Annotated in this window: 9 protein-coding genes; 2 read left to right on the top strand and 7 right to left on the bottom strand. The window is 35.9% G+C overall.

From position 1 onward, the window contains the following. From WFK35_RS17480 to WFK35_RS17450, 7 genes are all read right to left on the bottom strand, one after another. Positions 1-471 (bottom strand): hypothetical protein (locus WFK35_RS17480; protein ID WP_336733659.1); only part of this gene is annotated, 471 nt, incomplete at its 3' end. Between the two features lie 468 nt (positions 472-939). After that, on the bottom strand, positions 940-1,761 hold the full coding sequence (locus WFK35_RS17475; protein ID WP_336733658.1) for a hypothetical protein: 822 nt from the start codon (positions 1,759-1,761) through the stop codon (positions 940-942). A 16-nt stretch (positions 1,762-1,777) separates the two neighbouring features. Beyond that, a complete protein-coding gene (locus tag WFK35_RS17470) occupies positions 1,778-2,581 on the bottom strand; it encodes a hypothetical protein (protein ID WP_336733657.1) in 804 nt (267 codons plus the stop codon). A 1-nt stretch (position 2,582) separates the two neighbouring features. Beyond that, positions 2,583-3,404 carry a hypothetical protein gene (locus tag WFK35_RS17465; protein ID WP_336733656.1) on the bottom strand — a complete coding sequence of 274 codons (822 nt, stop codon included), beginning with the start codon at positions 3,402-3,404 and terminating at the stop codon, positions 2,583-2,585. A 268-nt stretch (positions 3,405-3,672) separates the two neighbouring features. Continuing rightward, the gene (locus WFK35_RS17460; protein ID WP_256038072.1) at positions 3,673-5,352 is read right to left on the bottom strand and encodes a ribonucleoside-diphosphate reductase subunit alpha; all 1,680 of its coding nucleotides are present in this window, start codon (positions 5,350-5,352) and stop codon (positions 3,673-3,675) included. Between the two features lie 63 nt (positions 5,353-5,415). Next, positions 5,416-6,327 (bottom strand): nucleotide-binding protein, encoded by a 912-nt coding sequence (locus WFK35_RS17455; RefSeq protein ID WP_336733655.1) that lies wholly within the window; start codon positions 6,325-6,327, stop codon positions 5,416-5,418. A gap of 5 nt (positions 6,328-6,332) precedes the next feature. Continuing rightward, positions 6,333-7,307, bottom strand: a complete 975-nt coding sequence (locus WFK35_RS17450; RefSeq protein WP_214590651.1) for a ribonucleotide-diphosphate reductase subunit beta — start codon at positions 7,305-7,307, stop codon at positions 6,333-6,335. Between the two features lie 428 nt (positions 7,308-7,735). Between WFK35_RS17450 and WFK35_RS17445 the strand changes: the two genes are divergently transcribed. Both WFK35_RS17445 and WFK35_RS17440 read left to right on the top strand, forming a co-directional pair. Continuing rightward, positions 7,736-8,425, top strand: coding sequence for an ABC transporter ATP-binding protein (locus tag WFK35_RS17445; protein ID WP_336690948.1), 690 nt, complete (start codon positions 7,736-7,738; stop codon positions 8,423-8,425). Positions 8,426-8,533: 108 nt separating this feature from the next. Next, a complete protein-coding gene (locus WFK35_RS17440) occupies positions 8,534-8,887 on the top strand; it encodes a four helix bundle protein (protein ID WP_336733654.1) in 354 nt (117 codons plus the stop codon). Position 8,888: the final 1 nt, after the last annotated feature.

Below are 8,888 nucleotides of genomic sequence, written 5' to 3'. Positions count from 1 at the left end.
TACAGTAGAATCATACCCTGTTACATAATAATAAAGATCCGTTGCGTTAGGGAAAAAAGGAATTGTTGCAGGCGCAGAGGTACTTCTCGCATTTGTAGGGATATTCGAAAACTGATTTTTATACAGTGTATACAAATCTTTCGTCTGTCCTGACGCAATAGTGGTAGTGTCGAAAACCACACTCGGCATGTAGAAAAATCTCGCCGAATAAGGTGAAAGACATACCCAGTCCGGAGTGGCAGGAGTCCCAACGTTTTGGCTTATACACTTTTTATTGGTATCAAAAATAACCAAGCCCGTTGCAGGATTAGTAACCAGTGAAAGGTTGCTGATTCTTGGCAGTAACAGACCTTTTGAACTGCTTGTAATGTCTAAAGAAGAGCTGGGATCAGGTGAACTTGTGTTTATACCAACTTGTGCGGTAATGCTGTAAGAAAACATTACCAAAATTAGAGTGATAATTTTGTTCATTAGAAATAATTTTTTTGTGTTTTTAATATTGATAAACTCTTTATCAATAAAATTAATTAAGGTTTCTTTTGTGTGTTTTTATATTATAAATAAATTCATTATAATCTTCAAGATTTATGAATGAACTATTTGTTTTTTATTTTCAAAACAACATTTGTTTTATTAATTTAATTAAAATTTCAATTTATAGTTGTGTTTTTAACAATAATAAACTTTGTTGTTAACAAAATACATTTGCAAATATACAAAAAATTTGTTTTTAAAAATATATAAAGTGCAGAGATGCAGTAATTTGATTCACTGGTTAGGGATTGAAAAAGCTATATTTTCAATATTTACAGGTGATTACGCTGGGATACATATTTTTATTTCTTAAATGTTAAAGTTTATTAAATTTTTCAAGATTAAAAAATACCCTGCCTCTCAAATAAAAAAAAACAGCTTGTTAGTGCTGCTTTCAGATTATTTTTACTGTCCTAAATAAACAAAAATATAGGCAGATAAATATTTTGGCTGCAGATTAAGGGGAGTACCCGATCCGCCTGTAGAAATTGAGAATGTATGGGTATGAGCTCCTGCAGATGAAGTTGTAGATGTCGTGGCATCATTGTCTACCACCGTTTTAGTATTTCCGGCTTCAACACTGTTTACTATTCCGCTTGCCCTGTCGTTATAGGTATGGCTGTGCGCTCCAGTGTTTGAAGTTGTTGCATTATAAGTAATATTCGGAAGATTGGCCTGTGTAAGAGTAACAGCTGTATTTCCGCCTGTTGCTCCTAATGTTTCCGAAGCAGATTTCGCTTTTAAATACCTGTCTGAACTGTCGGGAAGTGAAGCTGTAAAGCCTAATGAAGACGCGGCAGACTGTGCAGTTGCAGATAAGGTAGAAACTGCTCTTCCGTTTAAGAGATACCATCCGTCATGATCTGTCGCTACATTGCTGTATTTTATGTCTCCCACAGTAGGTATTTGTACTTCCATTTTATTCCATGAAGTTCCGTCATTATAATAAATGCCGGGAGTAACACTCGTAAGCGTGGTTGCAGTAGTGGTATTTGTATTATAAACCGTCATTCCGGTAATATGACTTGGAAAAGGGCTCGGATTGTCAGTGGTTATCAACGAAACCTTGGGCATTAAAAGTCCTTTATTGTTATTTTTAGAATAAATTTCCAGCAGAGCATTCGGATTTGGAGTAGGATTGCTAGGAGTTCCGTTTGTAATAAGCACCTGTGCAGAAAGAAACGAAGTAAAAGAGGTTAATATGATAGCGGAAGTTATTTTTTTCATTGTTTAAATTTTTGTGTTATTTTCCTAGATAAATAAAATACTGAACAACCAGATGTTTTGGATATTGCGTAATCGCGGTATTGGTTCCTCCGCTTGCTACGGAAATTGTGTGGCTGTGATCTCCTGCGGCAGCCGTAGTTCTTACTTCTGTATCAATTGTTCTTGTTGTATTAATGCTGCCTGCATTATAGTTCCAGTAGTTTACGCCTCGGTTGGTATAGCTGTGGGTGTGCGCTCCCGAAGAAGCCGTAGTTCCCGTAATATTTACATTCGGAAGATTAGCCTGTGCGATGGAGAAAGAATTGCTTCCTCCTGTTGAGGATACTGCCTCAGAAGTATTTTTACCTTTTAAAATCCGGTCGCTTGAACTTGGAAGTGTTGTACTGAAGCCTAAAGCCGCTGCATTGGTCTGGCTGATTGAAGGCAGGGTGGAAATATTTCTTCCGTTAAGCAGAAACCATCCGTCATGGTCGGTTGTTGCCATGCTGGATTTTAGATCACCGATTTTAGGAAGATCATTATTAATGGACATTAAAACCCACTTTGTACCATCATTATAATACAACCCGGGAATAACATTATTGGGAGATGTTCCTGCTGTCGCGGTATTGTATACCCACATCCCTTCCACATTGCTTCCGAAAGGTGCTGCTGACGTGGTTGAAGTAAGTGCGACAGTATTCATCAGAAAACCTTTATTGGTACTGCTCAGTTCCAGAACAGCAGAATTTGACGGATTAGAAGTTCCAATACCCACTTGGGCTTTGTGTGCAACAAATAAAAATGCAGCAATACATGTATATAAAAATTTTGTCTTCATACTAGTTTCCTAAATAGATAAATACGTTCGTAATAATATTATTGGGCTGCATACTTACAGGCTGACTGCTTCCCAAAGTAAAACTTAAACTGTGGGTATGATTCCCATCGGTACTTGTCGTATCATTTACACTCGATGTATCAGAAATAGGATTATTAGTTCCGGATACTACGTCGTTTGTAGTAGAATTTAACGGGTTGTCTGTATACGTATGCGTATGACTTCCTGTAGTATTTGTTGTTCCTGTGAAGGTTACGTTGGGTAGATTGGCTTGTGTTATAGTAAAAGTATCAGCTCCGGAAACTGCTGCTAGATTGTCTGTACCGCTTGTATTTTTAAGAAAACGGTCTGTAGCATCCGGTAAATTGGTGGTAAAGCCCAATGCTGTAGCTCTGGCTCTGGCATTTGTACTCAAAGTGCTTATTGCTCTTCCGTTGAGGAGATACCATCCATTATGGTCTGCTGCCTGAAATCCGTTTTTAATGTCTCCTGCTTTTGGAGTTTTTGCAGATAATTTTACCCAGCCTGATCCTGTGTTATAATACATTCCCGGAGTTACATTATTGGGTGCAGTGCCTGCTGTTGCTGTATTATAAACGATCATTCCCGCAACATGAGCATTCATCGGAGCAGCTAAAGTGGTGGACTGAAGAGCAATTCTTGTAAGCAGAAAGCCTTTGTTGTTAGATGAATTTTCTAATTGTAAGATGCTTTCCGAATTTACGGTTCCAGAAGAATTGGAGATTTTTACCTGAGCATTAGACTGAAAAGAAGTGAATAGAATTAATGTGATAAATCCATTAACTTGAAAATATTTTCGCATAATATTCGTTTGAAATAATTTTTTGTGTTATTTTTTGCAAATGTATGAAAAAAATATATTTTACTGTCAATTGAAAATCAATGCTGAAATCAGAAATATTTTCCTGTAAAGAATAGTCTTTGCATGTTTCCTTTATTCACGGCAGATTATACAGGATATTTTATAAAAGATCATGAAATTAATGTAATATTAATTTTTTCTTAACATAAAAAAGCACGCTTAAAAAAGCGTGCCCGATTGAATATGTAATGTTTATTATTTGAGTATCTTATGCTTCACAAGCTGTACAGGTAACAAAATTTACCATCATTTCTTTAGAAACAGAAGAACTTCTTTGATAATAAAGGGTTTTTACACCTTTTTTCCATGCTTCGATATAAAGATAGTTCACATCTTTTACCGGCATTGTAGAAGGGATCTGAAGGTTCAGAGACTGTGCCTGATCAATGTATTGTTGTCTTTGGGCTGCCTGAGAAATAATCTCCATCGGAGAAATTTCTTTGAATGTTTTAAACACTGCTTTCTCTTCATCCGTTAACTCCTTCAAATGTTGTACCGAACCGTGATTCAACATGATCGTTCTCCACGTTTCTTCGTTATCAAGCCCTTTTTCCTCCAGTAATTTTGCAAGATATTTGTTCTTACGCATGAAGTTTCCTTTCGCAAGACCTGCTTTATAATAATTAGAAGCAAACGGCTCAATTCCCGGAGAAGTCTGTCCTAAAATCGCAGAACTTGACGTTGTAGGCGCAATGGCCATGGTTGTCGTATTTCTTAATCCGTAACCTTTCAGCAATTCCGGCTCTCCGTAAATATTGGCAAGCTCTCTTGAAGCCTGCTCTGCCTGTTCTTTAATTCTTCTGAATGCTCTTGCATTAAATTGTGTAGCCTCAAAACTTTCAAAAGGAATCATGTTTTTCTGAAGGTAAGAATGATATCCTAAAACTCCTAAACCAAGCGCTCTGTGACGCATTGCGAAGTTTCTTGCACCCTGAAGATAATAGTTTCCTTCCGTTTTGTCGATAAATTCAGATAAAACAGCATCTAAGAAATAGATTGCTAATTTCACCGCGTCTGTATCTTTCCATTCATCATACAATTCCAAGTTCATGGAAGATAAACAGCAGATGAAAGATTCTTCTCTTGTAGAAGGAAGCATGATTTCAGAGCAAAGGTTACTTGCATTTACAGTAAGTCCTAAGTCTTTGTAAACCTGTGGTTTATTTCTGTTAACGTTATCCGTAAAGAAAATATAAGGAAGCCCTTTTTGCTGGCGGCTTTCCAGTACTCTTGCCCAGACTTTACGCTTTTCCATATCGCCATCAATCATATCCTGCATCCAGTAATCCGGAACACAAACTCCCGTGAATAAATTCTGGATCGGACTTCCGATGTCTTTGATGGATAAAAATTCTTCAATATCTCCGTGATCGATGTCTAAGTAAGCTGCAAAAGCTCCTCTTCTTACGCCACCTTGGGAAACAACGTCCATTGCCGTATCAAAAAGTTTCATAAAAGAAACCGCTCCCGAAGATTTTCCGTTATCGGTAACCGCAGTTCCTCTGTTACGAAGCTCCCCGAAATATCCCGAAGTTCCGCCCCCGATTTTGGTCTGCATGATGACTTCTCCCATTTTGTGGGTAATTCCCTCAATGCTGTCCGGAATATGAACATTGAAACACGAAATAGGAAGACCTCTCTGTGTTCCCATATTTGCCCAAACAGGAGATGAGAAACTGATCCATCCTTTTGTGATCATTTCTTTGAAAGCAGGCTGAAGTTCCGGCTTGTATAATCTTTTGGCAGCAGCAGTGGTAATTCTGTCGATGGCTCCGTCTACAGTTTCACCCTTCAGCAAATAACCTCTGTTCAGCATTTGCTCAGACTCTTCATTGAGCCACCATATGTTGTTGTTTTGTTCTTCCATTGTTGTTGTATATTTTCGAATTCCCGAGCGGTTTGAAGGCTCAGGAATTTTGTTTTTATTTATTGATTATGAGTTTGACTTTCTTTAATTAAAAAGATCGTTCATGTCTATTTTAAATCCTACCGATTTTAATTCTTTACCTAATTCGTATTTCCAACTACCTTGTTGGTCATAAGACGTGTAAACGACGCCAGAGATGTCATTAGGAACTTCAACACCATCTTCTTTTAAAGTCATTACATTTTCTCTTCCTAATTTTCCAATAAAATAACCTAATTCAAAGATAACATTTTGCCTAGCTCTTTTATTAAGTTCTTTTACATCTTTGGAATTTCCTAAATCATCAGCTGTTAATAGAATTACAGCGAATGAAACATCAGAAAATTTTTCAAACTTTTCAATAATTGTTTTTCCATTATTTGCTTTTTCATGTAAAATTACGGGAGTTAGTTTTAATTTTTCTAAGGTTCTTGCAACCTCTAATTTTACGGTATCGTTGTGACCATGAACTATAAAAACTTTGCTTTTGTCCATTTTAGGCTGTTTTTCTTTATGATCATTTTCAAAAACTACATTTTGAATTTGTGTGGCTGAACTTTCAGAAATTTGTAATTTAATTACTTCTTTTATTTTATTAACATTTTCGCTGCTAAATTGTGCTAACCTTAAGCTTTCAATTATATTACTGAAATCAATTCTATCTTTACTATATAAAATAAATTCAATAATTATCTCAACAATAACTATTTCATTTTTGGCTGTTTTGTCATTTAGCAAAGATTTGAAAGTATCAACTGAATTCCATAATTCATAGTCACTCCCAACAGAATATACTCTTCGTGAACTATCTATTTGTTCCATTCTACCTTTCCAGAAGTCATAATAACCCTTTCTAATCATAAAAGATTTAAAATCTCTGGATTTAAAGAATGAACCAAATTTTACACTATTTAAATCATTAAATAAAACTTCATATTTTGGAATTAGATTTATCATAGAAATTAAAACAAATCGTTCGCAGTAATACTCTTATCGTGCTTTGTATAATCTACTGGTCTTTTCGCAAAGAAATCATCCATAGAATTGGCGAAAACTTCCTCTTCGAACCAAACCATCGGTCTGTACTGTTCCGGAGTTACGTTGTATCTTGTTTTCATGTTGATTTTCTTTAAACTGTCGTCTACACGGTATTTCATGAAGTTTAAAAGATCTTCTTTAGAAACATTATCGATTTCACCCAATTCAAAGATCCAGCTTAAGATATCACCTTCTCTTTCGATCGATTCATCAACCAGAGTATAAATATCTTCGATATCGCTGTCTGTTAAAAGATCAGGCTGTTCTTCTCTGATTTTGTTGATTAAGAAAATTCCTGCGTTGGCGTGAATCTGCTCATCTACAGAAGTCCATGCGATGATGTTGGAAACATTTTTCATAAACCCTTTAAATCTTGTGAAAGAAAGGATAATGGCAAATTGAGAGAAAAGAGAAACGTTTTCTACCAGAATACTGAAAAGCAACAATGCAGAAACATATTCTTTCGGTGTTGCGGAGTTTGCGTGTTTTAAGGCGTTTCCTAAGAATTCAATTCTGCTTTTTACGGCAGGGATTTCTACTACATTAAGGAATTCGTCGTTATATCCCAACACTTCCAGTAATCGGGAATACGCTTCCGAATGACGGAATTCACATTCTGCAAAAGTCGCTCCCAATCCATTCAGTTCAGGCTTAGGAAGATGAGTGTACAGATTTCCCCAGAATGTCTTTACAGACACCTCAATCTGTGCAATGGCTAAAAGTGCATTTTTTACAGCGTGTTTTTCGTGCGGCTCCAACTGCGAATGAAAATCCTGAACATCTGCAGTAAAGTCCACTTCGGAATGCACCCAGAACGATTTGTTGATTGCCTCTACAAATTGAAGAACCTCAGGGTATTCAAATGGCTTGTAGCTTACTCTCTTATCAAAAATTCCCATATTAAAATGTCTTAAAAAATTAAAATAAATAGATCAATGTGGATAACGTTCAAAAAATAATCAATATTCTGATTTGGTGTAACTTATGTGTGAAAGTTATCAACCACCGAAGCGATTTATTTTTTGATCTGTGCAAGCACAAAGTTCGAAAAAAAGAACTGTAATAAAAAGGGCGAAATACTAATTCGTTGAGTTTTAGCCTTAAAAGTTTTCCACATTTACATGAAAGCCCCTTAAATATTGACTTACAAAGTATTATGTTAACAAAAACCTGATTATTCGCGGGATTTTATTAAACAAAAAAATTAAAAGTGCTTTAAATAAAGGCGTTTTTAGCTAAACAATTAATTAAATAAAGATTTTTTCAATATTCGTAACAAATTAAAAATTCTGTCTACTTATTGGGTATAAAAAACATACACCGCTTAATGTTAGTAATTCAGGATTTACATAAATCATACGATACAGGGAAGAGTAAGCTGCACGTTCTCAAGGGAATTAATCTTACCATTTCCGAAGGCGAATTTGTATCGATCATGGGAAGTTCGGGTTCAGGAAAATCCACGCTTCTTAATATTATTGGTATTCTCGATGAAAAAGATTCCGGAACGTATGAGCTGGACGGAGTCCCGATTGAACATTTATCTGAAGTAAAAGCTGCCGAATACAGAAGTAAGTTTCTGGGATTTATTTTCCAGTCCTTCAATCTTATCGGTTATAAAACTGCTTTGGATAATGTTGCACTTCCGTTGTATTACCAAAATGTTCCGCGAAAAGAGCGAAATCAGAAAGCGATGGAATATCTGGAAAAAGTAGGACTGGCTCAGTGGGCAAATCATTTACCGAACGAGCTTTCCGGAGGACAGAAACAGAGAGTTGCCATTGCAAGAGCTTTGATTACCGATCCGAAAGTGGTTCTTGCCGATGAACCGACCGGCGCACTGGATTCCAAAACCACGCACGACATCATGAAACTGCTTCAGGACATTAATAATGAAGGGAAAACCATCATTGTGGTAACCCACGAACCTGATGTAGCCGCACAAACGAAGAGAAATGTGGTGCTTCGGGACGGCATTATTGAAAGCGATGAGTTTATTAAGCAGATTATTTTATAAATGAATGGTGAAAGGTCAGTTTTGCTTTGCAAGTGAATTTTTTAGAGCGACAAAACTGATAATTGACACAAAAACAAATGACACAAATGAATACGAAAAAAAGAAAAAATGTTTTTAAATCTGAATCATTATAATCTTGATGCTTATAAATCCGCCAGAGAATTAAGGATTGAATGCTATAAAATTCTTCCTAAACTTCCGGAAAGCGAAAGATTTAATTTAACAGACCAAATAAGAAGAGCTTCAACTTCAGTAGTTTTAAATATTACGGAAGGCTGTTCAAGAAAATCTGAATCGGAAAGGAAAAGATATTTCGAAATAGCTAGAGGTTCAGTAATAGAATTAGACTCATGTTTTGATATGATTGTGGAAAGCAGTTATGCAAAAATTGAAGATCTTGACAAAATTGGAAAATTAATAAAGACATCATTTATATTATTAAGTGAAATGATTAAAAAGTGAA

The sequence above is a fragment of the Chryseobacterium sp. VD8 genome (assembly GCF_037149975.1).
GTDB classification, from domain to species: Bacteria; Bacteroidota; Bacteroidia; order Flavobacteriales; family Weeksellaceae; genus Chryseobacterium; species Chryseobacterium indicum.
The sequence above is the reverse complement of the archived record's forward strand: the minus strand, read 5'-3'. Positions and strand labels throughout refer to the sequence as shown.

Coding starts and splice junctions, on each gene's coding strand:
- WFK35_RS17450 (WP_214590651.1), bottom strand. CDS start 7,307: ATGGGAATTTTTGATAAGAGAGTAAGCTACAAGCCATTTGAATACCCT.
- WFK35_RS17465 (WP_336733656.1), bottom strand. CDS start 3,404: ATGCGAAAATATTTTCAAGTTAATGGATTTATCACATTAATTCTATTC.
- WFK35_RS17455 (WP_336733655.1), bottom strand. CDS start 6,327: ATGATAAATCTAATTCCAAAATATGAAGTTTTATTTAATGATTTAAAT.
- WFK35_RS17445 (WP_336690948.1), top strand. CDS start 7,736: ATGTTAGTAATTCAGGATTTACATAAATCATACGATACAGGGAAGAGT.
- WFK35_RS17475 (WP_336733658.1), bottom strand. CDS start 1,761: ATGAAAAAAATAACTTCCGCTATCATATTAACCTCTTTTACTTCGTTT.
- WFK35_RS17470 (WP_336733657.1), bottom strand. CDS start 2,581: ATGAAGACAAAATTTTTATATACATGTATTGCTGCATTTTTATTTGTT.
- WFK35_RS17440 (WP_336733654.1), top strand. CDS start 8,534: ATGTTTTTAAATCTGAATCATTATAATCTTGATGCTTATAAATCCGCC.